This window comes from Cryobacterium sp. W22_MBD10_FK3, assembly GCF_052113745.1.
Taxonomy (GTDB): Bacteria; Actinomycetota; Actinomycetes; order Actinomycetales; family Microbacteriaceae; genus Cryobacterium.
In genome coordinates this window covers 38,275-64,929 of the sequence record NZ_JBGQOH010000003.1, presented here as the reverse complement: position 1 = coordinate 64,929, position 26,655 = coordinate 38,275, and the positions used below count along the sequence as shown (strand labels likewise).

The 26,655-nt window shown below is 68.7% G+C and carries 24 protein-coding genes, 1 tRNA gene and 1 other RNA gene; 19 read left to right on the top strand and 7 right to left on the bottom strand.

Translation table 11 applies throughout. The features are described from left to right. The first annotated feature begins 14 nt into the window (after positions 1–14). From ACEN2M_RS04955 to ACEN2M_RS04935, 5 genes are all read left to right on the top strand, one after another. Positions 15–923, top strand: coding sequence for a hypothetical protein (locus tag ACEN2M_RS04955; RefSeq protein WP_441647028.1), 909 nt, complete (start codon positions 15–17; stop codon positions 921–923). 263 nt (positions 924–1,186) lie between these two features. Then, positions 1,187–1,333: a hypothetical protein gene (locus ACEN2M_RS04950; RefSeq protein ID WP_441647027.1), complete on the top strand. Its 147-nt coding sequence runs from the start codon at positions 1,187–1,189 to the stop codon at positions 1,331–1,333. A 92-nt stretch (positions 1,334–1,425) separates the two neighbouring features. Further along, the gene (locus ACEN2M_RS04945) at positions 1,426–1,863 is read left to right on the top strand and encodes a DUF805 domain-containing protein (protein WP_441647026.1); all 438 of its coding nucleotides are present in this window, start codon (positions 1,426–1,428) and stop codon (positions 1,861–1,863) included. A gap of 124 nt (positions 1,864–1,987) precedes the next feature. Continuing rightward, positions 1,988–3,361, top strand: a complete 1,374-nt coding sequence (locus ACEN2M_RS04940) for an NAD(P)/FAD-dependent oxidoreductase (protein WP_441647025.1) — start codon at positions 1,988–1,990, stop codon at positions 3,359–3,361. Positions 3,362–3,439: 78 nt separating this feature from the next. Then, entirely contained in the window at positions 3,440–4,309 is an 870-nt protein-coding gene (locus ACEN2M_RS04935; protein ID WP_441647024.1) for a GNAT family N-acetyltransferase, read from the top strand. A gap of 6 nt (positions 4,310–4,315) precedes the next feature. On the opposite strand, the gene ACEN2M_RS04930 is transcribed toward ACEN2M_RS04935, so the two are convergent. Then, positions 4,316–4,906, bottom strand: coding sequence for a hypothetical protein (locus ACEN2M_RS04930; RefSeq protein WP_441647023.1), 591 nt, complete (start codon positions 4,904–4,906; stop codon positions 4,316–4,318). Positions 4,907–5,051: 145 nt separating this feature from the next. On the opposite strand from ACEN2M_RS04930, the gene ACEN2M_RS04925 reads away from it, so the two are divergent. The 3 genes from ACEN2M_RS04925 to ACEN2M_RS04915 are packed head-to-tail and all read left to right on the top strand — an operon-like array spanning position 5,052 to position 7,370. After that, the gene (locus ACEN2M_RS04925; protein ID WP_441647022.1) at positions 5,052–6,419 is read left to right on the top strand and encodes a TrkH family potassium uptake protein; all 1,368 of its coding nucleotides are present in this window, start codon (positions 5,052–5,054) and stop codon (positions 6,417–6,419) included. Further along, positions 6,412–7,125, top strand: coding sequence for a potassium channel family protein (locus ACEN2M_RS04920; protein WP_441647021.1), 714 nt, complete (start codon positions 6,412–6,414; stop codon positions 7,123–7,125). The genes ACEN2M_RS04925 and ACEN2M_RS04920 overlap by 8 nt, the downstream gene beginning before the upstream one ends. Beyond that, on the top strand, positions 7,122–7,370 hold the full coding sequence (locus tag ACEN2M_RS04915; RefSeq protein ID WP_441647020.1) for a putative acetyltransferase: 249 nt from the start codon (positions 7,122–7,124) through the stop codon (positions 7,368–7,370). Before ACEN2M_RS04920 ends, ACEN2M_RS04915 begins: the two co-directional genes overlap by 4 nt. 207 nt (positions 7,371–7,577) lie before the next feature. Here ACEN2M_RS04915 and ACEN2M_RS04910 read toward each other — a convergent pair whose 3' ends face one another. The 4 genes from ACEN2M_RS04910 to ACEN2M_RS04895 all read right to left on the bottom strand — a co-directional run bounded on the left by ACEN2M_RS04910 (position 7,578) and on the right by ACEN2M_RS04895 (position 11,306). Then, the gene (locus ACEN2M_RS04910; RefSeq protein ID WP_441647019.1) at positions 7,578–8,906 is read right to left on the bottom strand and encodes an RNA polymerase sigma factor; all 1,329 of its coding nucleotides are present in this window, start codon (positions 8,904–8,906) and stop codon (positions 7,578–7,580) included. Further along, positions 8,885–9,265 carry a YciI family protein gene (locus tag ACEN2M_RS04905; protein WP_441647018.1) on the bottom strand — a complete coding sequence of 127 codons (381 nt, stop codon included), beginning with the start codon at positions 9,263–9,265 and terminating at the stop codon, positions 8,885–8,887. The genes ACEN2M_RS04910 and ACEN2M_RS04905 overlap by 22 nt, the downstream gene beginning before the upstream one ends. A gap of 342 nt (positions 9,266–9,607) precedes the next feature. Next, positions 9,608–11,053, bottom strand: coding sequence for an MFS transporter (locus ACEN2M_RS04900; RefSeq protein ID WP_441647017.1), 1,446 nt, complete (start codon positions 11,051–11,053; stop codon positions 9,608–9,610). 168 nt (positions 11,054–11,221) lie between these two features. Further along, positions 11,222–11,306, bottom strand: a tRNA-Ser gene (locus ACEN2M_RS04895). 120 nt (positions 11,307–11,426) lie between these two features. Here ACEN2M_RS04895 and ffs point away from each other — a divergent pair. The 11 genes from ffs (at position 11,427) to ACEN2M_RS04840 (ending at position 24,411) form a co-directional block, all read left to right on the top strand. Beyond that, positions 11,427–11,523: signal recognition particle sRNA small type (gene ffs / locus ACEN2M_RS04890), an RNA gene on the top strand. Positions 11,524–11,633: 110 nt separating this feature from the next. Then, entirely contained in the window at positions 11,634–12,224 is a 591-nt protein-coding gene (locus tag ACEN2M_RS04885) for an ArsR/SmtB family transcription factor (protein WP_441647016.1), read from the top strand. Positions 12,225–12,349: 125 nt separating this feature from the next. Next, positions 12,350–13,645: an MFS transporter gene (locus ACEN2M_RS04880; protein WP_441647015.1), complete on the top strand. Its 1,296-nt coding sequence runs from the start codon at positions 12,350–12,352 to the stop codon at positions 13,643–13,645. Between the two features lie 75 nt (positions 13,646–13,720). Continuing rightward, positions 13,721–16,195, top strand: coding sequence for a phosphoketolase family protein (locus ACEN2M_RS04875; RefSeq protein WP_441647014.1), 2,475 nt, complete (start codon positions 13,721–13,723; stop codon positions 16,193–16,195). A 2-nt stretch (positions 16,196–16,197) separates the two neighbouring features. After that, a complete protein-coding gene (gene pta / locus ACEN2M_RS04870) occupies positions 16,198–18,414 on the top strand; it encodes a phosphate acetyltransferase (protein ID WP_441647013.1) in 2,217 nt (738 codons plus the stop codon). Further along, a complete protein-coding gene (locus tag ACEN2M_RS04865; protein WP_441647012.1) occupies positions 18,411–19,604 on the top strand; it encodes an acetate/propionate family kinase in 1,194 nt (397 codons plus the stop codon). The genes pta and ACEN2M_RS04865 overlap by 4 nt, the downstream gene beginning before the upstream one ends. Before the next feature lie 546 nt (positions 19,605–20,150). Then, positions 20,151–20,555, top strand: coding sequence for a YccF domain-containing protein (locus ACEN2M_RS04860; RefSeq protein ID WP_441647011.1), 405 nt, complete (start codon positions 20,151–20,153; stop codon positions 20,553–20,555). Positions 20,556–20,746: 191 nt separating this feature from the next. After that, positions 20,747–21,295 (top strand): hypothetical protein, encoded by a 549-nt coding sequence (locus tag ACEN2M_RS04855; RefSeq protein WP_441647010.1) that lies wholly within the window; start codon positions 20,747–20,749, stop codon positions 21,293–21,295. A 30-nt stretch (positions 21,296–21,325) separates the two neighbouring features. Continuing rightward, entirely contained in the window at positions 21,326–21,448 is a 123-nt protein-coding gene (locus tag ACEN2M_RS04850; protein ID WP_441647009.1) for a hypothetical protein, read from the top strand. A 111-nt stretch (positions 21,449–21,559) separates the two neighbouring features. Continuing rightward, positions 21,560–23,911 (top strand): amino acid permease, encoded by a 2,352-nt coding sequence (locus ACEN2M_RS04845; protein ID WP_441647008.1) that lies wholly within the window; start codon positions 21,560–21,562, stop codon positions 23,909–23,911. Continuing rightward, the gene (locus ACEN2M_RS04840; protein ID WP_441647007.1) at positions 23,821–24,411 is read left to right on the top strand and encodes a CinA family protein; all 591 of its coding nucleotides are present in this window, start codon (positions 23,821–23,823) and stop codon (positions 24,409–24,411) included. The genes ACEN2M_RS04845 and ACEN2M_RS04840 overlap by 91 nt, the downstream gene beginning before the upstream one ends. 99 nt (positions 24,412–24,510) lie before the next feature. Here the strand turns inward: ACEN2M_RS04840 and ACEN2M_RS04835 are convergent, their stop codons facing one another. Next, entirely contained in the window at positions 24,511–25,686 is a 1,176-nt protein-coding gene (locus tag ACEN2M_RS04835; protein ID WP_441647006.1) for an alcohol dehydrogenase catalytic domain-containing protein, read from the bottom strand. After that, positions 25,683–26,639, bottom strand: coding sequence for a manganese catalase family protein (locus tag ACEN2M_RS04830; protein WP_441647005.1), 957 nt, complete (start codon positions 26,637–26,639; stop codon positions 25,683–25,685). The genes ACEN2M_RS04835 and ACEN2M_RS04830 overlap by 4 nt, the downstream gene beginning before the upstream one ends. Positions 26,640–26,655: the final 16 nt, after the last annotated feature.

Below are 26,655 nucleotides of genomic sequence, written 5' to 3'. Positions count from 1 at the left end.
CCGAAGGCACCCAAATGACAATCCTGCAGAAGGCCGTCACCCCGCAGTTGAGCCACGCCTATCTCACCGCCGGGTGGGACCGGGTCTCCGGTTTCGTGGTCACGGCCGCCGACGCCGCATTCGCCACCACGCCCGCCCATCTCTTCGACGTGCACGCCCTGGGCTTTCCGGGGTCGCCGTTCTCACCTGACGACCCCTACGTCGACGTGATCCGCTTTCCGGCCCGGGCCACGATGCGGTTGGAGAACGCGATCGGCGGCATCGACCAGGCCACGCGAGAGCGCACCGGCGGGCCGTTCGTGGACCGGCCGCCGTTCACCGGCACGGGCTTCGCTGCGGTGGCCGGGCACATCGTGCCGGTCTGGTGGATGCGGCACACCCGGCTCGCCCCCGGCACCCGACTCGTGAGGATGTTCGCCGACGGCACCTCCACCGAGCTCGCCGTGTTCGCCAACATCGCCGACGGCTGGATGGTGGACGGCGCCTCCGTGGGTCGCTCGACCCCGTTTTCGCGCTACATCGGCACCCTGGCCGAGTTCAACGGTGTGCACCTCACCGCCGACGTGATCGACCAGGGCCGCCGGATCGTGCTGGCGACGCACTCCCAGCCCACCGACGAGCGGTTCGTGCGCACGGGTCGGGGTATGTGGAAATACGAGATCCCGTTCGACGAGGCGCAGGGCGTGATCGAGCTGGACATGGAGGGCAACTGGAACGGTCTGAACCTGCGGATCGTAGACGAGTTCCTCGACAAGGACGGCACCAAACTGTTCCGCGGCTCCTACCTCGACCACAACGCCGACCTCGCCGAGGGGCTGCGTCTGGCCAAGGTGGATGCCGGGGTCTACGAAATCACGGTGCCCGCCGCCAGCGTGCTCGACATCCGCACCTCCACGCTCACCCAGTCGAACTGGGCCGAGTAGCGGCGCCTTCAGTTCGCGAGTTGTGCCGAAATGCCCCTTGCGGGACCCCGATGGGGGAGTCCGCAGCAAGTCGGCGCAGGCGCCCGCACCGAGATGCCGCAAAGTGCCCCTTCGGGGGTGTCGAAGGGGCATCTTGCGGCAAGTCGTCCGCACCCACCGCGGCCTGCGCCGGAAGCGCCGGTGCGGCGGGTGAGCTCGCCTTAGAATCGCTGGCCTAGCGGCCCGCACAGCTCGCACCCGACCGGCGACGCTAGAGTCGCCCCATGGATGACTACGACGACTACGACGGCCGCCCGGTGGGGTTCATGGGCAAGATGCGCGGCGGCCTCAAGGGCATCACCTGGGTGCTGATCCTGTCGCTGATCGCCATCACCGTCGGTGCCACGTCGCTCTTGTTTCTCTTCCAGTAGGCCGGCGCAAGCTGCGCCCGGTACCCTGAACGAGGGGGTGCAAGGCCTCTGTCGGCCTGCGCCGACTCATTGGAGCCGACGAAAGAGACCCCATGTTGACACCCGCCGCCGCAATCGCGTCCGTCTTCCGCAAGTACACCGATTTCACCGGCCGGGCGCCGCGCAGCGAATACTGGTGGTTCGCCCTGCTGATCTGGATTATCGTCGTGATGCTCAGCGTGCTGCCGTTGATCCCCACCGGAACCAATATGTACGGCGACCCCGCGCACAACCTTGAGATCGTTCCGATGCTGCTCGGACCCATCGTGTTCATCGGCGTGCTGCTGCCCAGCCTGGCGGTACTCGTGCGCCGGCTGCACGACGCCAACTTCTCCGGCTGGTTCGCCTTCCTGGGCCTGATCCCATTCGTGGGGGCCGTCATCCTGCTGGTCTTCACGCTGATGCCCAGCAACCCCGCCGGCGCCCGGTTCGACGTGACCCGGCAGGCGAAGGCGCCCGGCCTCTCCTTCCAGGGGTCCGGCCTGCGCTGACCGCGACGCTCGACTGCGGCCGCGGGCGCCGCGATTCGCGGCCAATGCCGGCGGTGTTCGCCACTGTCCCCGGTCCGATGCGCGATGATCGCAGTATCGAAGTCGACACGAAAGTGGTGCGCGCATGATCAACGGGGACGTCTCCTTCTGGTGGAACCAGATCGGCCGGCCCACCCCGCGCCCGCCGCTGCCCGGCTCCACTCGCGCCGACGTGTGCATCGTCGGCGCCGGCTACACGGGCCTGTGGGCGGCCTACTACCTCAAGAAGGCCGCCCCGCAGCTGCGCGTCGTGATCCTCGAGCAACGGTTCGCCGGATACGGCGCCTCCGGCCGGAACGGCGGCTGGCTCACCAACTCGGTCACCGGCGGGCGGGAGCAGTACCTGCGAAGCCACGGCAGGGAGTCGGCCGCAGGCTTCCAGGCCGCGATGAACCACACGGTCGACGAGGTGATCAGGGTCGCCGCGCTCGAGGGCATCGACGCCGACATCGTCAAGGGCGGCGAGTTCACCGTGGCCTACGACCGGCCGCAGCAGCAGCGCCTCGAGGCCGCGGTGCGGGCCGAGAACGAGTGGCCGCACACGGATGTCGAGTTCCTCTCCGCCGCCGACGCCACCGCGCGCATCAACGTGGCCGGCTCGACCGGCGCCATGTGGCACCCGCATTGCGCGCGCATCCAGCCGGCCAAGCTCGTGGCGGGCCTCACCCGCGCGGTGCTGGAGCTGGGTGTGGAGATCTACGACGACACCAGGGTGACCGAGATCACCCCGCACGCCGCGCTCACGCCGCACGGCACCGTGGAGGCCGAGTTCATCGTGCGGGCCACCGAGGGCTTCACCGCCGGGCTGGTCGGGTTGCACAGGGCCTGGCTGCCGATGAACTCGTCGCTGATCGTGACCGAGCCGCTCGACGCCGCAACCTGGGCCGGCATCGGCTGGGCGGACCGGGCCACCCTGGGCGACATGGCGCACGCCTACATGTACGCCCAGCGCACCGCGGATGACCGCATCGCGATCGGCGGCCGCGGGGTGCCGTACAGGTTCGGCTCGCGCACCGACTCCGACGGCCACACCCCGGCCGGCACGGTTCAGGCCCTCGCGGGCATCCTGCACAGGTTCTTCCCCGGCACCGCGGATGCGCCACTCGAGCACGCCTGGAGCGGCGTGCTGGGTGTGCCCCGCGACTGGGCCGCCACCGTGGGCCTCGACCCGCGCACCGGTCTGGCCTGGGCGGGCGGCTACGTGGGCACCGGCGTGGCCACCACCAACCTGGCCGGCCGCACGCTCACCGACCTCATCCTGGGCCGGCAGAGTGCGCTGACCGTGCTGCCCTGGGTGAACCACCGGGTGCGCAACTGGGAGCCGGAGCCGCTGCGCTGGCTGGCCGTGACCGCGCTGTACCAGGCCTACACGCGCGCCGACCGGGCCGAGCTCAGCCGCCGCAGCGGCACCTCACCCCTGGCCACCTTCGCCGACAAGGTCTCCGGCCGCGGCCACTAGACGGGCCCGCGCATCCGCCTGCGCGCCCGTCGGCACCGGCCTCTCGATTCGCATGCCGTCCTGTGGTGTACTCGTGGCATGGGTGTTGACGAGCAGGTCGTGGCCGAGGCGTACCGCCTTGCCGCTCTCGCCGCGGCATCGGCCGCGGTGTCGGTGCGCACGGCCGAACCGCGCGACCTTGCCCACGTCATCGGGCTCTTCGAACGCACCTGGGGCCTGGGGCGCAGCCCCGACCGGGCGATGCTGCTGGCGCTCGATTTCGCGGGCAACACCGTGCTGCTGGCCACCCAGAACGGCAAGCCGGTCGGGGCGACGCTGGGGTTCCTGGGCTGGACCGGCGGAATCCACCTGCATTCCCACATGGCCGCGGTGGTGCCCTGGCACCGGGGTGGCGGGGTGGGCTACGCCCTCAAGCTGTTTCAGCGGGCGCTCTGCCTCGAGCAGGGCATCACCGAGATGCGCTGGACCTTCGATCCCCTGATCCGCCGCAACGCGCACTTCAACCTGCTCAAGCTCGGCGCCGAGATCACCGGTTTCCTGCCCGACTTCTACGGCCGGCTCGACGACGTGATCTCGGGCAGCGACCGCAGCGACAGGTTCGAGGTGCGCTGGAGCCTGACCTCCCCGCGAGTGCTGCGGGCGCTCGCCGGGCAACCGGCCCCGGCCTGGCACGCGCTGGAGCTCTGGCCGCTCGACGTGGACTTCGAGCAGCTCCGGGCCGACGATCCGGTCGGGGCCGCTCGCCGCCGGGAGGAATCCAGGCTGGTCTTCACCAAGGCGTTCGGGCGTGCTCTGCGGCCGGAGTTGAACGCGGACAACGACTACGTCTTCACCGACGAACCGATCGAGCGCGCTGCCGGCCTCGCGGATGCTGCCGGGCCCGCGGATGCTGCCCGCCCCGCGGATGCTGCCGGGCCCGCCGATGCGGCCGGCCCGGCGGCCGGCTGATCGGCGCTATCGGCCCAGATCGGCGCCGGGCTCGGGGTTTTGCGGTGCCCGGCCGGTGATCCGGCGTTCGAACCAGTACAGCAGCTCGGGCCGTAGCCGGTTGAGCTCGGTGAGGGTCATCGGATCCGGCACCCGCACCACGGGGGCGCCCAGCTCGTCTGCGACGGTATCCATCGCGCCGCGCGAGTAGAACTGTCCGCGCATCCGCACCAGGAGACCACCGTCTGCGCCGGTCACGAACAACTGCGGATGCGTGTCGATGGCACCGCTCTGGTACAGCTCGAGCACCACGACGCTGGCGACCTGATCGACCGAGAAGCTGGTCACCTGGCCGAAGAAGCCCCGCTCCGAGATGCCGGTGTCGTCGACCCAGACGCAGGTGCGCAGAAACCCGACGATGCCCACCGTGGCCGCGAGAATCACCAGCAGCATCACCACGAGCACCGGAACCCACTCGCCGCGGGGAATGGTGAGCCAAAAGAGCACAGCGAAAACCGGCGCAAAGAAGGCCAGAATCGACAGGGTCGACTGGCGCAGCAAATGCCCGTGCGGTCGCAACACCTGCGCACGCAGAGCAGTGCCCGTGATTTTGCCCACCCTCATGTCCCCCTGACCCGGTGTACTACAGAGTATGCCCCATGCCGGTACCCCCCAGTAGACACCGTTTGGGGGGTATGGCCCGATAGAACAGGCCGAGGAAATTCGCACGCTCGGGGCCATCCGGGCGTCGTAGAGTGACTAGGTGAACTCGCGGGCGACGACAGGACCGGGCCTGGTCCGGCCGAAATTCCGCCTGCACCCCGCTCAGGCGGTAGCCCTGGGCTTTGCCATCACCATCCTGATCGGTACCGGACTACTCTCGTTTCCGATCGCCAAGGTCGGCCCCGGGGGCGCGTCGTTCGCCGAAGCCATCTTCACCGCCACCTCCGCGGTCTGCGTGACCGGGCTCACCGTGGTCGACACGGCCACCTATTGGACCCCGTTCGGCCAGGTTGTGATTCTGCTCCTCATTCAGGTCGGCGGTTTCGGCGTGATGACCTTCGCGTCGGTGATCGGGCTGGCCGTGGTGCGACGGTTGTCGCTGCGCTCCCGCGTCACAGCCGCATCCGAAGTGCGCAGTGTGGGCCTGGAAGACGTGAAGGGTCTGGTGCTCGGGGTCGTCACCATCTCGTTGGTGGTGGAGGGCGTCGTGGCAGTGCTGCTCAGCCTGCGTTTTCTGTTCGGATACGGCGAGCCGCTCGGCCGGGCGATCTGGTTCGGGGTGTTCCACTCGGTGTCGTCGTTCAACAATGCCGGCTTCGCGCTGTTCAGCGACAACCTGATCACCTACGCGGTCGACCCGTTCATCTGCCTGCCGATCGCGGCCGCGGTGATCCTCGGCGGGCTGGGCTTCCCGGTGATCGTGCAGTTGCGGAAGCACTTGCGCTCGCCGCTGCTGTGGAGCATGAACACCCGCATCGTGCTCGCCGGCACGATCACCCTGCTGGTGGCCGGCACCGTGTACATCACCGCCGTCGAGTGGTCCAACCCGGCCACGCTGGGCCCGCTGGACTGGCCGGCGAAGGTCCTGGTCGGCTTCTTCCAGTCGGTGCAGACCCGCACCGCCGGGTTCAACAGTGTCGACATCGGGGCGATGGACTCCGCGAGCCTGCTCGGGATGGACGTGCTGATGTTCATCGGAGGCGGCCCGGCCGGCACCGCCGGCGGTATCAAGATCACCACCTTCGCGGTGCTCTACTTCATCCTCCTCGCCGAGATCCGCGGCGACGGGGTGGTGAACGTGTTCGGCAAAAGGCTCTCGCGGGCGGTGCACCGGCAGGCAATCTCGGTGGTGCTGCTGGCCGTGTTCGTCGTCATGGCATCCACGGCCATCCTGATGGTGCTCACCGACCTCACCCTTGATGTGCTGCTGTTCGAGACGATCTCCGCATTCGGCACCGTCGGGCTGTCCACGGGCATCACGGCCGGGCTGCCGCCGGCCGGGCAGGTCATCCTGATTCTGCTGATGTTCATCGGCAGGCTTGGACCGATCACCTTCGCATCCGCCCTCGCCTTGCGGGAGCACCCGGTAGCCTACGAACTCCCGAAGGAAAGGCCCATCATTGGCTAAGTTCAGGTCGTCGTCGTATTCGCTGTTCGGCCAGCGCCAACCCGCCAGGATGGCCGAGGAGGCCTCCGTGGTGGTCATCGGCCTCGGCCGGTTCGGCAGCGCCCTCGCCCTGGAACTCATGGAGAGCGGCACCGAGGTGCTCGGCATCGACGGCGACGAGGAAATCGTGCAGGCGCACAACCGGCTGCTCACCCACGTGGTGCGGGCCGACTCCACAAAGGAGGAGACCCTTCGGCAACTGTCTGTGCCGGAGTTCAGCAGCGTTGTGGTCGCCATCGGCGGCGACATCCAGGCCAATATCCTCACGGCGTCGTTACTGATCAAACTGGGGATCCCCAATATCTGGGCCAAGGCTGTGAGCGAACCGCACGGCGAAATCCTGCGCCAGTTGGGCGTCAAGCACGTGATCTATCCCGAGAAGGACATGGGCCGGCGCGTCGCGCACCTGGTGCGCGGGGTGATGCAGGACTACATCGACATCGGCGAGAACTTCGCGCTGGTGAAGACCGCCCCGCCCAGGGAGATCCTGGACAAGCCGTTGAGCCTGACCAAGGTGCGAACGGTGCACGGGGTCACGGTCACCGCATTCCACCGGGCCGGCCAGGGCTGGAGCTACGCCACCATGGAGACCGTGATTCTCGAGGGTGACATCATCCTGGTCGCCGGCCAGACCGAGCGCGTCGAATCGTTCAGCCGGTTGCCGTGAATGGCGCTGTCGAGTTCCTTGCCGGCGCAGAGCTGGGCACGCGCGTCGTGGTGCGCACGCGCATTCCCGGCGGCTACACGGATGCGCTCGGCTACCTGCGCTCCTGCGACACCACGCACTGCACGGTGGAAACCAAGCGCGGCACGCTGCAGCTCGCGCTCGCCGAGGTCGTCGCCGCCAAAGAGGTGCCGCCGCCTCCGCCGCCCCGCCCCCGCCGCCACGTCGGCGACGAGCCCCGCCCGTAACTGTTCCCCGAGCAAACATCTGCGGCCGGTGTGCCGGACGCCAAAGTCCGCTCGGGTAACACTTGGCTGCGGATGCGCCGCGCGTCGAAACCGTCGGGACCCCGCGACGTGCCCGCGGTACGTTCCCACTCGGTGGTCGGGCTTGTCGAGACCCCGCGGCGTGCCCGTGCCAGTCCACCGCCCCACCTCGCCAGCCCGTCGCGCGGCTCAGCCGGGCGGCAGGGACTCGGCCCGGTGCCGCAACGCCGCGCGCAGCCTCTCGTCGCCGGCCAGGTCTACGGCGCGGGCGAACGCGGCACGGGCATCCGTCAGCCGGCCGGCCTCGGCCGCCAGATGCGCCCGCGTGGCCCAGAACGGCTGGAACCCGGCGGCGTTGGGCTGCTCCCGGGCCACCTCATCGAGCGCGCCGAGCCCGGCACCCGGCCCGTCGACCTCGCCGATCACCGCGGCCAACGCCACCCGGGCGCCCACGGTGGGGGAGTACCGCACCAGGGCGGTGTGCAGGGTCTTCAGCGCCGCCCAGTTCGTCACCCCCGACCGCGCGCGGTCGCAGTGCACCGACTGGATGGCCGCCTCGAGCTGAAACCTGCCGAGCCGGCCCAGCGGCTGGGCGCGGCGCAGGTAGCGCTCCCCGCGCCCGATGAGTGCGGCGTCCCAGAGCGCCGGATCCTGGTCGTAGAGGGCGACGAGCTCGCCGTCGGCCGTCGTGCGCGCACGCAGCCGGGCGATCGAGAGGGCCAGCAGCGCGGCGAGGCCGAGCACCTCCGGCTCGTCGGGCAGCAGGGAGGCGAGAGTCTCGGCCAGGTACAGCGCCTCGCCGGCCAGCGAGTCCGGCGTGTGCCGGGCATCCGGGTCTGCGGTCGACCAGTCGATCGCGTAGGCGCCGTAGACGGCCTCGAGCACGGCGGGCAGCCGCAGCGGCAGATCGCGCAGCGACGGCAGCACGAACGGGATGCGTGTGGTGCGGATACGCCGCTTGGCCCGCACCAGCCGTTGCGCCATGACCTGCTCGGGCACCGCGTAGGCGGCCGCGATGGCTGCCGCAGACAGGCCGAGCACGGTCTGCAGCATCAGCGGGGTGCGGATGCCCGCATCGATCGCCGGGTGCGCGCACACGCACAGCAGCTCGATCCGCTTGTCGGGGATCGCATCGGCGTCGAGGGCCTCGAGCGCGTCGAGTCCCACAGTGCGGGTGTCTCGGGGCGCCCGGTCGTCGGCGGCCGCGTCCGTCCGCCCGCTCTCCGCCGCGCTGTCGCCTGCACTGTCGCCGAGGGGTGCGCGCAGCCGCACTGCGGCCGACTTCCACAGGTCCTTCAGCCGATTGCGCGCCACGGTGAGCAACCATCCTTCCGGGTTGGCCGGCACGCCGTCACGCGGCCAGGTGGTGAGGGCGCGTTCGAACGCATCCGCGAGCGCATCCTCGGCGGCGGGGATGTCGCCGGTGGGCGCGGCGAGCACGGCGAGCAGGCGCCCGTACGAGGCGCGGGCGGTGAGCTCCGCCCGCGCCCGCGCGGTCAGGCTGTCTGGAGGCGCCATTCGCCGTCGGTGAAGACGATCGCCGACGGTCGCACCTCGATCGCGCCGTACTGGGCGGCGGGGCACTTGCCGGCCCAGTCGATGGCGGCGTCGAGGTCGGGCACCTCGATCACGAAGGTGCCGTTGAGGCGCTCCTTGGTGTCGGCGAACGGGCCATCCTGAATCTGGAGGGCGCCATCGCGCAGCGACACCGTTGTCGACGCGGCGACGGGCTGCAGAATGTCGGCCGATACCAGCACTCCGGCCGCATCCAGCGCCTTGCCGTAGGCGTCGAAGGCCGCCCGGCCCCATTCCATGTCTTCTTCGGAGATCCCGGCGTCGCCGGACTCCTGGCTGATGACGAGTAGTGAATATTGCATGAGCTGTCCTTTCACGCGTGATTGATACTGACACTCCTATGACGACCGGGCCAGCCCGAAATCGACACCGCGGCCCCACAACTGTTGCCGGTGCGGACAATTGCACCCGGCGCACCGGCACCAATAGTCCGCTTCGGCAACAGTTGGAGCCGGCTCGGCGTGCACGAGCGAGACCGCGGCGGTACTGCGGATGCCCAGGGTCGCGGCGCGGATGCGCCTCGCGTTGGGCCGTGCGAGCCATCCGGCCGCGCAACTGTTGCCGGTGCGGACAATTGCACCCGGCGCACCGGCACCATTAGTCCGCTTCGGCAACAGTTGCTGCCGGGGACCGTGGCGGGCGACTCAGGCGGGCGGCCCCGCCGCGGGCGACGCAGCAGCAGCCGCAGCAGCCGACGCAGCCGCCGGCGGCGCGTCGTGCCCGACCCGGCCCACCAGCAGCAGCCCGCCGACAGTGAGCAGCGCCGAGAGCGCGAACGAGGCCGTGTAGGTGGCCGTGCCGCCCAGCGGGGCGAAGGCCACGAACACCACGGCCGTGGCCGCGAGGGCCAGCGCGGAGCCGATGGAGTCGGCGATCAGCAGCGCCGAGGAGTTGAAGCCGGTCTGTTCCGGGGCCGACAAGCGCAGCACCCGGCCGCTCTGCCGGGGCACCAGGGTGCCCATGCCGGCTCCGGCGACCGCCCAGCCGAGAATGGCGATCAGCGGCGACAGCGCCAGCGCGCTGGTGAGGGCGGATGCGGCGATCGCGATCAACAGCAACACGGTGCCGAGCAGCATGCTGCCGCGGTCGCTGAGCGCCGTGGCATAGCGCCCCTGAAGCCACGAGGCCAGCGCCCAGGTGATGCCGGCGCCGGTGAGCGCCAGCCCCGACAGCGCGGGGGAGAGCCCGTACTCGCCGGTCAGCAGCGCCGGCAGGTACACCTCGGTGGAGAGAAACGCCCCCGACACCAGACCGCGGATGCTCATCACCACCGGCAGGCCCCGGCGCCCACTGAGCGTGCCGACGGGCAGCAGCGGCCGCAGCGCCACCCCGGCCAGCACGAACGCGGCCGCGGTGCCGACCCACAGCAGCGCGCCGGGCAACTGCGCGGCCAGCGACGCGCAGAGCACCGCAGCCGCCGCGCCTAGCGACCACAGCGTGCGCGAGATGCGCCACGGCTCCCGAGCCCCAGCCACCCGTTCGGCCTCGGAGGCCGCGATCATCGCCAGCCCGGGCCGCAGCATCCCCATCGCGGCCACCACCAGCACCACGACACCGAGGAACACCCACCGCCAACTGGTGTACTCGGCCACCACACCGGCGATGAACGGCCCGATCAGCGACGGCACCACCCAGGCGCCGGCGAAGGCGCCGAAGATCGCCGGATGCATCCGCTGCGGGTAGACCCGGGCAACGACCACATACAGCGACACGCTCAGCGCACCGCCGCCGAGCCCGTGCACCAGCCGGCCCACGATCAACGCGGGCATGGATGCGGCGGTGCCGGCGATCACCAGGCCCACCACGAAAAGCACCACGGCGGTGAGCACAACGGGCACCGGCCCCGAGCGGTCTGCCCAGTTGCCCGCGGCCACCATGCCCACCACGCCCACGGCCAGCGGACCGGAGAACGCCAGCGCGTACAGCGCGTCGCCGTCGAGCGCGGCGCTGATGGTGGGCATCACTGTGGTCACGGCCAGCGCCTCGAAGGCGGCGAGGAAGATCAGCGCGAGGATGCCGACGGTCACCCAGATGTACTCGCGGCCGAAGATGGAGGCCGGGCGGGGTAGGGTCGCGGGGGCAGAGGGCACGAGAGTGATCGTAGAACCTCTACCGCCCTTGAGGTCAACCCGCCCGGCCCGCAACAACTGTTGCCCGTGCGGACAATTGCACCCGGCGCACCGGGACCATTTGTCCGCTTCGGCAACAGTTGGGCGTTAAAGACGAAACGCCCGCTGAAAAGGCGGGCGTTTCACTTGCGGAGAATGGGGGATTCGAACCCCCGAGGGCTTTCACCCAACACGCTTTCCAAGCGTGCGCCATAGGCCACTAGGCGAATTCTCCTGAGCCGGTCGATTCGTGAAGACAACGACCAGGGAAAATCTTACCTGCTTCTGAGGCACCCGAGTGACACGTCTCGTCACAGCCGGGTTTGGGCACGGGGCCTGGACGCCCTAAACTGGCAACGGCTCCTCGCGTGGCGCTATCTCAGCCAACTCCCCCAGGACGGAAACGTAGCAAGGGTAACTGGGCTCTGGTGGGTGCGCGAGGAGTTTTACTTTGCCCGAAAGCGCGCGAGCACACTCACAAAAACGCGCGCAAACACGCACGCGCAAACACAAGCGCACAAGAGTCATTGCACAAGAGTTCTTGTGTATCTACACTCGGAGCATGCCCCCTCCTGACGCCCGGCCCGCACACCCCGCCACCGTCTCGGTCACCAGCGCCAAGCAGATGCGCGCCCTCGCGCACCCGCTGCGCCTGCGCATCCTCGGCGAGCTGCGCATCGACGGCCCCCGCACCGTGGGGGCTCTGGCCGACCTCGTCGACGAGGCCCCTGGCACCCTCAGCTACCACCTGGGCAAACTCGCCGAATTCGGTTTTGTTCAGGAGGCGCCCGAGCTGGCCGCCGACCGCCGTGAGCACTGGTGGCGGGCCGCGCACGACGCCACCCGCATCACACCGAGCCCCGCGGATGCCCCCGCCGACGAGCGCCTGGCATCCGCGGCCATGCTGCACCAGGTGGCCGATGTCTACGCGGCCGCGCTGCACGCCTCGGTCGACGCCCAGCAGGTGCAGCCCCGCGAGTGGGTCGACGCGGCGACCGGCGGCGACACCGTGGCCTATCTCACCGTGGCCCAGCTCTCCGAGGCCAGCGCCGAACTCGACGCCGTGCTGCAGAAATGGCACGCCGCAGGCGATCGCGGCCGGCCGGGAGCCGAGGCCGTGCAGTTCATCGTGCACGCGAGCCGGCGCGCGTGAGCGGCGGGGAGGGTCTCCGGGTCTCGACAAGCCCGACCAACGAGGGGGCCACAACGACGCGCTCGACCACCGGGATCTCGACGAGCCCGACCAACGGGATGGTCCCGACGGGGCCGTCCGCCTCCGTGCCGCAGCCAACTGCTCCCCGCCACCCGATGCTGGCCCTGATCACCCTGCTCGCCGGCCACGGCCTCTCCCTGCTCGGCAACGCGATCACCGTCGTCGTCGTTCCGCTCTACGTGCTGCACGAGACCGGCTCGGTGCTCGCCACCGGGGTTGCCGGCGTCTTCGCGACCGTGCCGGTGATCGTCGGGGGAGCCCTCGGCGGCGTCCTGGTCGACCGCATCGGTTTCCGCACCGCAGCCATCGTGGCCGACCTCGCCAGCGGCCTGACCATGCTTCTCATCCCGGTGCTCGCCGCCACCACCGGCCTGCCGTTCCCGGTGCTGCTCGCCCTGGTCTTCCTCAGCGGCCTGCTCGACACCCCCGGCAGCACCGCCAAGTCGGCGCTCGTGCCCGACCTGGCCGACACCGCCGGCATCAGCGTCGCCAGGGCCAGCGGCATCCACTCTGCGGTGTCGCGCAGCGCCGCCATGATCGGCGCCTCGGTCGCCGCCGTCTGCGTGATCTGGCTCGGACCGCTGAACGCTCTGCTCATCGACGCGGCCACCTTCGCCGCGTCCGCCCTGCTGCTCTGGCTGGGTGTGCCCAGGCACGCGGATGCCGGCCCCGCGGCCGCGCAGACCGCCGCCGACGCCGTGCTGCCCACCGGGTGGCGCGGCTATGGGGCCGACTTCGCCGCCGGCATCCGGTTTCTCGCCGAGCGCCCGCTGTTGCGCAACCTGGTGCTGATGATCGTGGTCACCAACTGCTTCGACGCTGCGGGCATCACGGTGCTGATGCCCGCATACGCCAGCACCGTCGGCGCGGACGGCGCGGTCTTCGGCCTCATGGTGGCCGTCTTCTCGCTCGGCGCGCTCACCGGCGCCGCGCTGTTCACCTGGCTGGGCCAGCGGCTGCCCCGCCGCCCGGTGCTCGTGGTCTCGTTCCTGCTCGCCGGCGCCCCGCCCTACCTCGCCATGGCCGCCGCGGTGCCGGTGCCGGTGCTGCTGGGGGTGCTGGCCCTCGCCGGCCTGGCCGCCGGGTCGATCAACCCGCTGATCACCACGGTGCTCTACGAGCGGGTGCCGCGGGCGCTGCGGGCCCGGGTGCTCGGCGCGATGACCACCGGGGTCTCTCTGGGTCTGCCGTTGGGCGCCCTCGGTGCGGGCATCGCCGTGTCGGCGGCCGGTCTGGTGCCTGTTCTGCTGGTTGTCGGGGCCGTCTACGCCCTCGTCACGCTCGCCCCGCTCACGGGGGGATCGTGGCGAAACCTCGAACCGGAAAGCCTAGCCCTGTCGCCGGCTGGGCACAGGGACTAACGTCCCTCTTCCCCCCGAAATGGCGCTCCTAGACTTGAACGGCGCAACTGCCGCCCCCAAACCCTGGAGATAGTCATGGCTGACTCGTCCGTACTCACCGCCTCATTCACCTGGCCCAGCCGCCTTCCGCACGCGTTGAGCGCCGAAGCTCTCGCCAGCGTCGACGCGTGGTGGCGGGCCGCCAACTATCTCTCGGTCGGGCAGATCTATCTGCTCGACAACCCGCTGCTGCGGGAGCCTCTGGAGAAGGCGCACATCAAGCCGCGCCTGCTCGGCCACTGGGGCACCACGCCAGGGCTCAACTTCCTCTACGCGCACCTGAACCGGGTCATCCGCGAACGCGAGATCAGCACCCTCTACATCACCGGCCCCGGCCACGGCGGGCCCGGCATGGTCGCCAACGCCTACCTCGACGGCACCTACTCCGAGATCTACTCGGGCATCGACCAGTCCGAAGACGGCATCAAGGGCCTGTTCCGCCAGTTCTCCTTCCCCGGCGGCATCCCCAGCCACGCCTCGCCCGAGACCCCCGGTTCCATCCACGAGGGCGGCGAGCTCGGCTACGCGCTCAGCCACGCCTACGGCGCCGCGTTCGACAACCCCAACCTGCTCGTGGCCGCCGTCGTCGGCGACGGCGAGGCCGAGACCGGCCCGCTGGCCACCAGCTGGCACTCCAACAAGTTCGTCGACCCGCTGCAGGATGGCGTCGTGCTGCCGATCCTGCACCTCAACGGGTACAAGATCGCCAACCCCACCATCCTCGCCCGCATCCCCGAGAGCGAACTGCTCGAACTGATGCGCGGCTACGGCCACAACCCGCACATCGTCTCCGGCGGCTTCGACGGCGAAGACCCCCTCGCCGTGCACCAGCGCATGGCGCAGACCATGGACGAGGTGCTCAACGAGATCGCCGCGATCAAGCGCGCCGCCCTGGCCGGCGACACCAACCGGCCGCGCTGGCCGATGATCATCCTGCGCACCCCCAAGGGCTGGACCTGCCCGCCCGTCATCGACGGCGTGCAGGTGGAAGACTCCTGGCGTTCGCACCAGGTGCCGCTCGTCAACGCCCGCGACACCCAGTCGCACACCGACGTACTCGAGTCCTGGCTCAAGTCCTACCGGCCGGAGGAGCTCTTCGACGAGGCCGGCGCCCCCGCCGCCAACATCACCGCCCTCGCCCCGCACGGCGACCTGCGCATGAGCGCCAACCCGGTCGCCAACGGCGGGCTGCTCCGCCGCGACCTCAAGCTGCCCAACTTCCGCGAGTACGCGGTGGATGTGCCCAGTCCCGGCGCCACCGTCGATGAGGCCACCAAGGTGCTCGGCATCTGGATGGCCGACGTCATCCGCGAGAACCCCGACAACTTCCGCATCTTCGGGCCCGACGAGACAGCATCCAACCGGCTCGCCCCCTCGGTCTACGCCGCCACCGACAAGCAGTGGAACGCCGAGTTCGTTCCCGGCGACACCAACCTCGCCCGTGCCGGCCGGGTGATGGAGATGCTCAGCGAGCACCAGTGCCAGGGCTGGCTCGAGGGCTACCTGCTCACCGGCCGCCACGGCGTCTTCAACTGCTACGAAGCGTTCATCCACATCATCGACTCGATGTTCAACCAGCACGCCAAGTGGCTCAAGGTCACCCGCGAGATCCCGTGGCGCCGCTCCATCTCCAGCCTGAACTACCTGCTCTCCTCACACGTCTGGCGTCAGGACCACAACGGTTTCAGCCACCAGGACCCCGGCTTCATCGACCACGTCGTGAACAAGAGCGCCGACGTCGTGCGGGTCTACCTGCCGTTCGACGCCAACACGCTGCTGTCGATCTACGACCACTGCCTGCGCAGCGTCGACTACGTCAACGTCGTCGTCGCCGGCAAGCAGCCCGCACCGAACTGGCTCACCATGGACCAGGCCGTCGCGCACTGCGAGCGGGGCCTGGGCATCTTCGAGTGGGCCGGCACCGAGGTGCCCGGCACCGAACCCGACGTGGTGCTCGCCGCCGCCGGCGAGGTGCCCACCCTCGAGGTGCTCGCCGCCGCCGCCATCCTGCGTGAGGCCATGCCCGACCTCAGCGTGCGCGTGGTCAACGTGGTCGACCTGATGCGCCTGCAGAGCGAAGACGACCACCCGCACGGTCTCAGCGACCGGGAGTTCGACGCCTACTTCACCGCCAACAAGCCGATTGTCTTCGCCTACCACGGGTACCCGTGGCTCATCCACCGCCTCACTTACAAGCGCCATGGCCACGGCAACCTGCACGCTCGCGGGTATAAGGAGAACGGAACGACGACGACGCCGTTCGATATGGTCATGCTCAACGACCTCGACCGGTACCACCTGGTGATGGATGTCATCGACCGGGTGCCCGGACTCGGAGCCCGTGCCGGACTGCTTCGCCAGCAGATGCAGGATGCCCGCCTGCGTGCCCGGCAGTACACCCGCGATCACGGGGAAGACATTCCCGAGGTGACCGACTGGGTATGGGCTGGGAACGATGCCGCAGCAGCCGCTGTGCGCGCGCTAGACACTACCGGCGGGGATAACGTATAACCGTGGCTCGAAGCATTTACATCACCTCCGCCGAGGGAAATACCGGCAAATCTACTATCGCACTCGGCGTTCTCGACACCCTGTTGCACTCCATCGAGCGGGTGGGCGTCTTCCGTCCCATCGCTCGGTCCAAGCACAAGCCCGACTATGTGCTCGAACTCCTGCTCAATCACCTGCAGGCGCGCAAGCCCGTCGGCGACCACCCGGTCGCGCAGCCGGCGCTCAGCTACGACGAGTGCGTCGGCGTCACCTACGACGACGTGCACGCCGACCCGGATGCCGCGCTCGCGCGCATCGTGGCCCGCTACAAGGCCGTCGAAGCGCAGTGCGACGCCGTCGTGGTCATCGGCAGCGACTTCACCGACGTGGGCAGCCCCACCGAACTGGCGTACAACGCCCGCATCGCCGCGAACCTCGGCGTTCCGGTGCTGCTCGTGCTCGCCGGCCGGGTGGCGTTCGGCCAGGGCGAGGGGCTCAACCAGAGCGACCAGCTCGGCCAGAGCCAGCCGCGCACCAGCGACGACATCCGCCAGCTCACCGATGTGGCCCTCACCGAGCTCGCCTCCGAGCACGTGTCGCTGCTCGGTGTCGTGGTCAACCGCGCCGACCCCGCCAACCTCAACGGCCTCATCGCCGCGGTGCGCGAGGGTGTCGACAACACTCCCGAGGCGTCGGATGCCCTGCACGCCGCCGTTGTGCCCGTCTGGGCCATCCCCGAAGACGCGTTCCTCGTGGCCCCGAGCATGAAGACCATCCTCGAAGCCACCCACGGCACCCTGGTGCAGGGTGACCCCGAGCTGCTCTCCCGCGAGGCGCTCAGCGTGGTCGTGGCCGCCATGTCGATGGTCAACGTGCTGCCGCACCTCACCGAGGGCTCAGTCGTCGTCATCCCCAGCGACCGCCCCGAGGTGCTGCTCGCCGCCCTGATGGCCAACTCCTCGGCCACCTTCCCGTCGCTGGCCGGCATCGTGCTCGTCGGCGGGTTCGACCTGCCCGAGTCGATCGCCCAGCTCATGCAGGGCCTGGCCCCGTCGGTGCCGATCATCCGCACCAGCCTGGCCTCGTACGAAGCGGCCCTGCGCATCACCCACACCCGCGGCCGCCTGGCCGCGGACTCGCAGCGCAAGCACGACACCGCCCTGGCGCTGTTCGAGCAGCACGTTGACGGTGCCGCGCTGCTCGACCGGCTCAAGGTGAGCCGCGCCGACGTGGTGACCCCGCTGATGTTCGAGTACACCCTGCTCGAGCGTGCCCGCCAGAACCGCATGCGCATCGTGCTGCCCGAGGGCGACGACGACCGGGTCCTCCGCGCCGCCGCCACCCTGCTGGCCCGCGACGTGGCCGACCTGATCATCCTCGGCGAAGAGTTCGAGGTGCGCTCGCGCGCCATCGGCCTGGGCCTGGACATCGCCCGCGCCACCGTGGTCAGCCCGTTCGACGACGTGCTGCGCATGCAGTTCGCCGAGGAATACGCACGCCTGCGCGCCCACAAGGGTGTCACCATCGACCAGGCCCGCGACGTCGTCACCGACGTCTCGTACTTCGGCACGATGATGGTGCAGCTGGGCCTGGCCGACGGCATGGTCTCCGGCGCCTCGCACACCACCGCGCACACCATCCGCCCGAGCTTCGAGATCATCAAGACCCGCCCCGGCGTGTCCGTGGTCTCCAGCGTGTTCCTGATGGCCCTGGCCGACCGGGTGCTCGTCTACGGCGACTGTGCGGTCAACCCCGACCCCACCGCCGCGCAGCTCGCCGACATCGCCATCTCGGCGTCGGAGACGGCCATCGAGTTCGGCATCGAGCCGCGCATCGCCATGCTGTCGTACTCCACCGGTGTCTCCGGCAACGGCGCGGATGTCGAGAAGGTGCGGGAGGCCACCGCGATCGTTCGCGAACGCCGCCCCGACCTCGCCGTCGAAGGTCCGATCCAGTACGACGCCGCAGCGGATGCCGCCGTGGCCGCCGCCAAGATGCCGGACTCCGCCGTCGCGGGCAAGGCGAACGTGTTCATCTTCCCCGACCTCAACACCGGCAACAACACCTACAAGGCGGTGCAGCGCAGCGCTGGCGCCGTGGCGATCGGCCCCGTCCTGCAGGGCCTGCGCAAACCCATCAACGACCTTTCCAGAGGAGCACTCGTGCAGGACATCGTGAACACCGTGGCGATCACCGCCATCCAGGCCGCATCGCTCGCAGCGGTGGTGGCAGCCGTATGACCGCCATCCTCGTCATCAACTCAGGTTCGTCGTCGTTCAAGTACCAGCTGATCGACATCGACACCGAAACCGAACTGGCCGGCGGACTCGTCGAGCGCATCGGTGACGGCGTGGGTCACGCCCGCCACACCAACGCGGCAGCCGGCACGGGCAAGCAGGAGCAGAACCTGCCGATCCCCGACCACACCGCTGGCTTCGAGGTGATGATCGCGGCGTTCGCCGAGCACGGTCCGCAGCTCTCCGACGCCAACCTCATCGCCGTGGGCCACCGCGTCGTGCAGGGTGGAGCCATCTTCACCGGCCCCACCGTGATCGACGACGCCGTGCAGCAGCAGATCAGCGACCTCGCCGACCTCGCCCCGCTGCACAACCCGGCACACGTGCAGGCCATCGTCGCGGCCCGCATGAACTTCCCCGACGTGCCGCACGTGGCCGTCTTCGACACCTCGTTCCACCTCACCATGCCGCCGGCCGCGTACACCTACGCGATCGACCCGGCCCTCGCCGCGGAGCACAGCATCCGTCGCTACGGCTTCCACGGCACCTCGCACAAGTTCGTCTCAGAGGCCGCAGCCGAGTTCCTCGGTCGCCCGCTGGAAGAGCTGAAGACCATCGTGCTGCACCTCGGCAACGGGGCGTCCGCGACCGCCGTCGACGGCGGCAAGTCCATCGACACCTCGATGGGCCTCACCCCGCTGCAGGGCCTCGTCATGGGCACCCGCTCTGGCGACATCGACCCCGCGGTGCTGTTCCACCTGCACCGCAAGGCCGGCCTGTCGATCGACGACCTCGACACCCTGCTCAACAAGAAGAGCGGCATGCTCGCCCTCACCGGCAACGGTGACATGCGCGACGTCGAAGATGCCGCCGTGGCCGGCGACGCCGTGGCCCAGGCCGCGCTCGACGTCTACTACCACCGCATCCGGGGCTACGTGGGCAACTACATCGCCCAGCTCGGCGGCCTCGACGTCATCGTCTTCACCGCCGGTGTCGGCGAGAACTCCGGCATCATCCGCGAGGGCGCCCTGCGCGGCCTCGAGGGCCTCGGCATCGAGATCGACCCGGCCAGGAACGACCCGTTCTCCCGCGTCGCTCGCGTCGTGTCGACGGATGCCTCGCGCGTCACCGTGCTCGTCATCCCCACCAACGAGGAGCTCGAGATCGCCCGCGAAACCCGCGCCGTCATCTAACTCCCCGCATCACCGACCCGCCTTCGATCCCGGTCGAAGGCGGGTCTTGTGCACCCCCGCCGCCCCGCCCTGCCCCGCCGACTGCCCGCCCCCCTGACGGCCCGCCCCGCCGTGACTGGCCCGAATTTGCTAGTGCGGAGGCTCGCCCGACTAGCAAAAATGGGCCACTCATCGCCGGCGCTTGGGTGACTGGCCCGAATTTGCTAGTGCGGAGGCTCGCCCGACTAGCAAAAGTGGGCCACCCATCGGGGTGGTGTCTGCGGCTTTGCGGCGGGTGGATGGCGCGCCCCGCGACCGCCGCCCCGCCCCGCCCCCGTGACTGCCCGCCCCGCCGTGACTGGCCCGTATTTGCTAGTGCGGAGGCGCGCCCGACTAGCAAAAATGGGCCACTCATCGCAGGCGCTTGGGTGACTGGCCCGAATTTGCTAGTGCGGAGGCTCGCCCGACTAGCAAAAATGGGCCACCCATCGGGGTGGTGTCTGCGGCTGTGCAGCGAGTGGATGGCGCGCCCCGCGACCGCCCATCACTCTGCGGTAGTCTTCCCGCGTGCGCACTATCCTCAACCTGATCTGGCTCGTTCTCTCCGGCTTCTGGCTCTTCCTGGGCTATGTCGCCGCCGGCGTGGTGCTCTGCATCCTGATCATCACGATCCCGTGGGGCATCGCGTCGTTCCGCATCGGCCTCTACGCGCTCTGGCCGTTCGGTCGCACGGTCGTCGACAAGCCCTCCAGCGGAGCGTTCTCGTTCCTCGGCAACGTCATCTGGGTGATCCTCGCCGGCTGGTGGCTGGCCCTCGCCCACATCGTCTCGGGCATCGCCCTGTGCATCACCATCATCGGCATCCCGCTGGGCATCGCCGACTTCAAGATGGTGCCCATCTCCCTCGCCCCGCTGGGCAAGGAGATCGTGCCCACCGGCGGCGAATTCGACCAAGCCGTGGCCCGCGGCTGACCGCACCCCCGTAGCGAGCGGCGTTAGGCGCAACGCCGGTTGCCCAAATCGATCCATCGACCTACCATCGCGGAGTCAGCCTGTCGGGGCCGGTAAGCGTTCCGGTCGCAGCACTTCGCACCGGCTACGCGCCGCGCTCCGTCAGAAACCGTCCCAGTCATATCTGACCAACCATGATGAGGAGTACGCACATGTCGTCACGAAACACTTTGGTTCGAAGCCTGCACGATGTCGGTTTGGCCACCTGGTTCGGCGGGTCGCTCATGGGCGCGGTGGGGCTCAACGGTGCCGCCGCCTCCGTCAGATCCGCCCGCGAACGGCTCACTGTGTCCAGCGTGGGGTGGAAGCGCTGGGCTCCCGTGCAGTGGGTTGCCATCGCCGCGCACGGCGTCGGCGGCGTGGGCCTGATCGTCGGCAATGCAGGGAGGCTGGCCACTCAGCCCGAAGGGCGAGTGAATACCGGGGTCAAGCTGGGCCTCACCCTGGTCGCCGTCGGGGCCACCGTGTACTCGGGAGTGCTGGGCATGAAGATGGCAGCGCGCGCCGAAGAAGCCGTCGAGGGCACTACAGAGCCCGCGGACGAAACCTCCGACGAGTTGGCGTCAGCGCAGACCCAACAACGCGTCCTGCAGTGGGTCACCCCAGCCGTCACGCTGATTCTGATCGTGCTCGGCGCCCAGCAGGGCGAACAGCAACGGCCCGTCCACGACACCTGGCTCCGACGGATCACCCACCGCTGACCGATTCACCACCCTACGAAGGAGAACCACGTGAGCAACCCAAGCAACTCTCCAGCCGCAACCCCGGGTTCCGACCCGGTCAAGCCCGACGAAGTCGATCCGGAAACTGGCACCGACCCCGACGGAAACCCCGTCGAGAACCCGTCGGGCTGACCAGCCTCCTCGTTGGCCGTGCCCGACAGCGCGGCCAACGAGCAGACAGTGGAACCGGTTCCGGCTACATTGCAGATCTAACCCGTCATATCGAGTCCAGCAGGAGGACGCATGAGCGACGAGGCAGCCCTGCGCCGGGCAAAGCGCCCGCGATCGATCCTGGCCGGCCCATACGGCCACCCCATCCACGCGATCATGGTCACCATTCCTATCGGGACCTGGACCGCAGCCCTGGTCTTCGACATCGTCGGATTCTTCGCGGATGACCGCGCAACGTTCACCCGAGGGGCACTGTGGCTAATCGGTATCGGCGTTGTCGGCGCGCTGCTGGCAGCGACAGTCGGACTGTTCGACCTGAGCACGCTCGAGAAGGGCACTCGCGCACGGCGGCTCGCCTGTTCCATCTGGCTTGCAACGCCGGCGCGATCGTGTTGTTCGCCGTCAGCCTCGTGGTGCGCGTGGGCGCAGACCGCTCAGAAGTCAGCGTGCCCGGTTTCGTCCTGGCTGTTCTCGCATACCTGCTCATCGGCGTCTCCGGCATTCTGGGCGGAGAGCTGGTCTACCGTTACGGGGTGCGCGTGGCGGATGAGAGCACCCAGATCACCGCGTTCCGACAGTGAGCGGGCGCACAACAGCGAAGCGGATGGCGCGCAACGCCAACTGACCCGACGCGGCGGCCGGACCGGTTCAGTCCGGTGGTTCGGTATCGCCGAACGGAGGCAGGTTGATGTCTTCCTTGTTGACCTCAACGTCTCCCGGATCGTCTGGGCCTCCCGTGCCCGGAGCCACCTTGACCTGGTCAGCGGCGTCAGAGTCGATCGTGGATGGTACCGGGTCACCCTGCTTGGCTTGGGTCTCAGCTTCGCTAGCCGGACTGTAACTCGTGTCCTTGCGAGTCTGATCGTTGTCGTTGGACGACTTCATTTCGGCTACTCCTCACGCAGTGTCGATCAATGGCGGATACGTTACGCCGAGGCGGTCACTTTTGCACCCCTTGACGCGTACCCGGAGCATCGATTGACGCCACAGTCTGAGTGCGCGGGCTCAGCAGAAGCGTGCCGCACCGGTAGGTACCGGCCCCTGTGCACAACGCGGCCGGTTGAGTACGCTTGGCGCATGAATCGCGACCTTGACGCCGAAATCCAACCGGCCGAATCCGCGGCGACCGGCAACCTGAAGCGCGATATCACCGGAAAGATGCTCTTCCTCTTCATTCTGGGAGACGTGCTCGGGGCCGGAATCTACGCGCTGGTGGGGCAGATTGCGGGAGAGGTGGGCGGCGTCACCTGGGTGCCGATGCTCGTGGCTCTGGGACTTGCCCTGCTGACGGCGGCGTCCTACGCCGAACTTGTCACCAAATACCCTCTGGCCGGTGGTTCGGCGGTGTTTGCGGAACGTGCCTACAAACGGCCGATGGTGTCGTTTCTGGTCGGATTCTGCATGCTCTCGGCTGGAGTCGTCAGCGCCGCCGGACTCTCCCTCGCTTTCGCGGGAGAGTACCTGCGCACCTTCATCGACATTCCCCCGGTGCTGGGTGCGGTGATTTTTCTCGCGCTCATCGGAGCCCTGAACGCTCGCGGCATCAAGGAGTCAGTGCGCGCAAACCTCGTGATGACCATGATCGAGACAACCGGGCTTCTCATCGTCGTCGTAGCGGTCGGCGTGCTGCTCACGAACGGCGGCGGCGACGTCAGCCGGGCTGCCCAGTTCGACCAGGGCGGCAGTCCCGTCGTCGCAATTTTCGGGGCGGCCCTGCTCGCGTTCTATTCGTTTGTCGGATTCGAGACCAGTGCCAACGTGATCGAAGAGGTGAGGCATCCGTCACGGGTGTATCCGAGGGCACTGTTCGCCGCGTTGATCACGGCGGGCGTGCTGTACGTCCTGGTGGGCACGGCCGCGTCCATCGCGGTGCCGGCCGACGAACTCGCGGAATCAAGCGGACCGCTGCTGACCGTCATCCAGGCCACAGGCGTGGCCGTGCCCGATTGGCTGTTCAGTGCCATCGCGCTCATTGCAGTGGCTAACGGGGCCCTGCTGACCATGATCATGTCCAGCCGTCTGACCTATGGAATGGGGACCCAGGGTCTGCTGCCCCCGGTGTTCAGCCGAGTGCTCCCCGGCAGGGGCACCCCCTGGGTCGCAATCCTTGCCACAACACTCCTTGCCATGCTGCTCACCGTCACGGGCTCGATCGCCACATTGGCCGAGACAGTGGTCCTGTTGCTGTTGATCGTGTTCCTCAGCACGAACATCGCCGTCTTGGTGCTCCGCAGCGAACGGGTACAGCATCGCCACTTCCGCGCGTGGACAGCGCTGCCCGTACTCGGGGCCCTCTCCTGTGTCGTGCTGTTCACCCAGCTCAGCGCGGAGGTATGGCTGCGCGGCGGGATCATCATCGCCGCCGGTGCAGCGATCTACGCGCTCGACACACTGGCCCGGCGCCGCACGCGGACATCAGCCTGATGTGGGAGAACAGGCGGGAGGAACTGGAAGCTCAGATAGCCGAGCTGGCCCGACGGATCGGGCAGCTTGCCTCTGCGGACCGTCTGACCGTCGTCGTGGCGGAGTCCCTCACCTCCGGTCGGATCGCGCAGGCGCTGGGGGCAGCACCGGCCTCCTCCGGCTGGTTCGGCGGGGGCGTGATCGCGTACCAGAACAACACGAAATTCCGTCTGCTTGGCGTTCACCCCGGGCCGGTCATCTCGGGCGAATGCGCAGAGCAGATGGCCAAGGGAGTGCTGGAGAGGGTCGGAGCGGACGTGAGCGTGTCGGTGACCGGTGTCGGTGGTCCGGGACCCGAAGAGGGGTTTCCGGCCGGTTCGGTCTTCATCAGCGTCGGTTCGCGGTGCACCGTGCGCACCTTTCCCCACACGTTTTCAGGTTCGCCCGAGGAGGTCGTCTCTCTCACCACCCTGCAGGCGCTGACTCACCTCAAGGATGTTCTCCTGGAGAAGGACGCCTGACCCCGCGTTGATCCCCGCCGGAACCGGATGGTTGACGAGCCGGCCCACGCACCACGTGGAGCCTGTCCGGCGTGGCTCACCTGCGTGACTTCCCGCCTCTCACGGAGTCAGGACCACCTTGATGCACCCCTTCTCCTTCTTCTGGAAGAGCTCGTACATCTCCGGGGCCCGCTCCAGCGGCACCCGGTGGGTCACCAGGTCTTCGACGCCCAACGGATCGGCCGGGTCCTCGACCAGCGGCACCAGGTCGTCGAGCCAGTGCTGCACATTGCACTGACCCATCCGGATGCTGACCTGCTTGTCGAAGAGCGACTTCATCGGGGTGGGGTCGGCCTCGCCGGCGTAGACACCGCTCAACGACACCGTGCCCCCACGGCGCACCGCGTCGAAGGCGAGATGCATGGCGTTCAGCCGATCAATGCCCCCGGTGTTCATCACCTTCTGGGCCACGGCATCGGGCAGCAACCCCACCGCGGCCTGGGCGAAACTGGCGCCGGGGGAGCCATGAGCCTCCAGCCCCACGGCGTCCACGATGGAGTCCGGACCGCGGCCGTCGGTGCGGGCACGCAACTGTTCGAGCACATCCTCGGTGAGGTCCAGGGCTTCCACGCCGTAGCGTTCGGCCATCAGCCGGCGCTCGGGAACGGGGTCGACCGCGACCACCCGGTAGCCCAAGTGCCGACCGATCCGGCTCGTGAACTGGCCGACCGGACCGAGCCCGAGCACTCCCAGCACCCCGTCCTCCGGCAGGTTCGCGTAGGCGACGCCCTGCCACGCGGTGGGCAGGATGTCACTGAGGAACAGGTACCGCTCGTCGGGCAGGTCGTGACCCACCTTGCGGGCGTTGAAGTCGGCCAGCGGCACGCGCAGGCGTTCAGCCTGACCACCCGGCACCGAGCCGTAGAGCTCGGTGTACCCGTAGAGCGACGCCCCGCTGTCGTGCGCACGGTTCTGCGTGGTTTCGCACTGGGTCGTCAGCCCGCGCACGCACATGAAACACTCGCCGCACGCGATCACGAAGGGGATCACCACCCGGTCACCGGGCCGCAGGTACTGCACCGCGGCGCCCACCTCCTCGACGACGCCCATCGATTCGTGGCCGAGAATGTCGCCGGGCTTCAGAAACGGCCCGAAGACCTCATACAGGTGCAGATCGGAACCGCAGATGGCCGTCGAGGTGATGCGGATGACGATGTCGGTCGGTTTCTCGATGACCGGGTCGGGTACCTCGTCCACGGAGACGTGCCGTTTGCCCTGCCAGGTGAGCGCTTTCACTTGGCCGCCACCGGGCCGTAGGAGACGTCGACCTCGGCCATTTCCATGGCGGCGGTGGCCTGGATCAGCTCGATCAGCGCCTTGTCGAGGCCGGGGGAGAACTCCTCCATCCGCTCGGGCGCGATCACCGACGGCACCCCCTCGGGCGCCTGTTCGTCGGCGACCAGGTTCGTGCCGTCTTTCGATGGGGACATGCCCTGGAAGATCTTGCCTGCTTCCGACTGCCCGGCCAGGTCGAAGGTGTATTGCTTGCTGTGCAGACCCAGGTCGAGCAGCTTCTTCACCTCGGGAAACTTCTCGGCGTTGGTCTTGGGGATCGGCAGCAGGGTGTTCCAGTGCACACCGAGGGTCTCCAGAGCCTTGGCGTAAGCGTTCTCGTGGGCCTGGTCTCGCACGATCAGGTAGGAGATCGTTGACCGGGCGGTCTTGTTCTGGGTCATCTCGTAGATGCGGCACTTCTGCAGCCGACCGGTGGACTCCAACATCAGGTTGTAGAGCAGGTCGAGCACGAGGTTGCCGGAGTTGTACACGTAGCTGCCGCTCCACGGGTTGCCCACGGCGTCCACCGGCAGCGCGCCCTGCGCTCCGACCAGGTAGTGGTGGATGTTGCTGTGGTCGAGGGCGATCTCCAGCGGAATGGCCCCGCCGGAGCCCGCCTTGTCGAGCGGGTCGGTGACCTTGCCGTTGTATCGCGGCGAGCCATCCAGCAGCCGGGAGATGGTGGTGCCGATGAGTTCGACGTGGCTGATCTCCTCGGTGCCGATGCCCTGAATGAGGTCGCGGTAGGGCTTGGCCGCCGGCCCGCGGAAGTTCATCGACTGGAACAGGTACTGCATCATGGTGCGCATCTCACCGAACTGGCCGCCGAGGCCCTCCTGGAGCGCGTTGGCCGCGGCCGGATCCGGTTCGTCCTGAGCAATGTCGTGGATGAGTCGCTGCACGTGGAAGTACATGGGCAATTCCCTTCGT

What these genes read in the sequence shown, in the direction of transcription:
- ACEN2M_RS04905 (WP_441647018.1), bottom strand. Translation starts at nt 9,265, where the DNA reads ATGCAATATTCACTACTCGTCATCAGCCAGGAGTCCGGCGACGCCGGG.
- ACEN2M_RS04865 (WP_441647012.1), top strand. Translation starts at nt 18,411, where the DNA reads ATGACCGCCATCCTCGTCATCAACTCAGGTTCGTCGTCGTTCAAGTAC.
- ACEN2M_RS04845 (WP_441647008.1), top strand. Translation starts at nt 21,560, where the DNA reads ATGAGCGACGAGGCAGCCCTGCGCCGGGCAAAGCGCCCGCGATCGATC.
- ACEN2M_RS04830 (WP_441647005.1), bottom strand. Translation starts at nt 26,639, where the DNA reads ATGTACTTCCACGTGCAGCGACTCATCCACGACATTGCTCAGGACGAA.
- ACEN2M_RS04840 (WP_441647007.1), top strand. Translation starts at nt 23,821, where the DNA reads ATGGCTGCGCGGCGGGATCATCATCGCCGCCGGTGCAGCGATCTACGC.
- ACEN2M_RS04875 (WP_441647014.1), top strand. Translation starts at nt 13,721, where the DNA reads ATGGCTGACTCGTCCGTACTCACCGCCTCATTCACCTGGCCCAGCCGC.
- ACEN2M_RS04940 (WP_441647025.1), top strand. Translation starts at nt 1,988, where the DNA reads ATGATCAACGGGGACGTCTCCTTCTGGTGGAACCAGATCGGCCGGCCC.
- ACEN2M_RS04935 (WP_441647024.1), top strand. Translation starts at nt 3,440, where the DNA reads ATGGGTGTTGACGAGCAGGTCGTGGCCGAGGCGTACCGCCTTGCCGCT.
- ACEN2M_RS04855 (WP_441647010.1), top strand. Translation starts at nt 20,747, where the DNA reads ATGTCGTCACGAAACACTTTGGTTCGAAGCCTGCACGATGTCGGTTTG.
- ACEN2M_RS04945 (WP_441647026.1), top strand. Translation starts at nt 1,426, where the DNA reads ATGTTGACACCCGCCGCCGCAATCGCGTCCGTCTTCCGCAAGTACACC.
- ACEN2M_RS04885 (WP_441647016.1), top strand. Translation starts at nt 11,634, where the DNA reads ATGCCCCCTCCTGACGCCCGGCCCGCACACCCCGCCACCGTCTCGGTC.
- ACEN2M_RS04910 (WP_441647019.1), bottom strand. Translation starts at nt 8,906, where the DNA reads ATGGCGCCTCCAGACAGCCTGACCGCGCGGGCGCGGGCGGAGCTCACC.
- ACEN2M_RS04955 (WP_441647028.1), top strand. Translation starts at nt 15, where the DNA reads ATGACAATCCTGCAGAAGGCCGTCACCCCGCAGTTGAGCCACGCCTAT.
- ACEN2M_RS04950 (WP_441647027.1), top strand. Translation starts at nt 1,187, where the DNA reads ATGGATGACTACGACGACTACGACGGCCGCCCGGTGGGGTTCATGGGC.